The organism is Paenibacillus rigui (assembly GCF_002234615.1).
In the GTDB taxonomy this organism is placed as follows: Bacteria; Bacillota; Bacilli; order Paenibacillales; family NBRC-103111; genus Paenibacillus_S; species Paenibacillus_S rigui.
Genome location: NZ_NMQW01000105.1, coordinates 1 through 650, shown reverse-complemented (window position 1 = coordinate 650; position 650 = coordinate 1). Strand labels below are relative to the sequence as shown.

Here is a 650-nt window from a genome sequence, read left to right as displayed (position 1 = left end):
AAATTCACTTCAATGCCGCTGTCCTTCGCCAGCTGAACGTTCGGACGAATCCCGACAGCCATGACGACGAGATCGGCTTCGACTTCGCTGCCGTCCTTGAACCGGACGCCGGTGACGCGCTTGCGGCCGAGCAGGGAGTCGGTGTTTTTCTCGAGCAGGAATTTCATGCCTTGGCGCTCAAGCTCCTGCTGCAGCATCCGGGCTGCCGTCTCATCCAGCTGGCGCTCCATCAAATGCTTGAAAATATGAACGACCGATACCTCCATGTTCAGGTTCAACAAGCCGCGCGCCGCTTCCAGACCGAGCAGGCCGCCGCCGATCACGACCGCTTTCTTGTAGCTCTTGGCTGTCTCGATCATCGTCTCGCAGTCTTTAATATCGCGGAACGCAATGACGCCTTCTTTGTCCGCGCCGGGCAGCGGGAGCATGAACGGCAGGGAGCCGGTAGCCAGAATCAGCTCGTCATAGCTTGCCGTCAATCCGCTTCCGGTGGAGACGACCTTACGGGTGGTGTCAATTTTCGTGACAGTCTCGCCGGTATATAAGGTAATGCCATTCTCCTCGTACCAGCTCCAGTCGTTGATCACGATATCGTTGATATTCGCATCCCCCGCCAATACCGAGGACAACAGGATCCGGTTATAGTTCGG

At 56.9% G+C, this 650-nt stretch carries 1 protein-coding gene; it reads right to left on the bottom strand.

Translation table 11 applies throughout. From position 1 onward, the window contains the following. On the bottom strand, positions 1 to 650 hold a 650-nt coding region (locus CF651_RS31840), incomplete at both ends, for an NAD(P)/FAD-dependent oxidoreductase (RefSeq protein ID WP_144029154.1).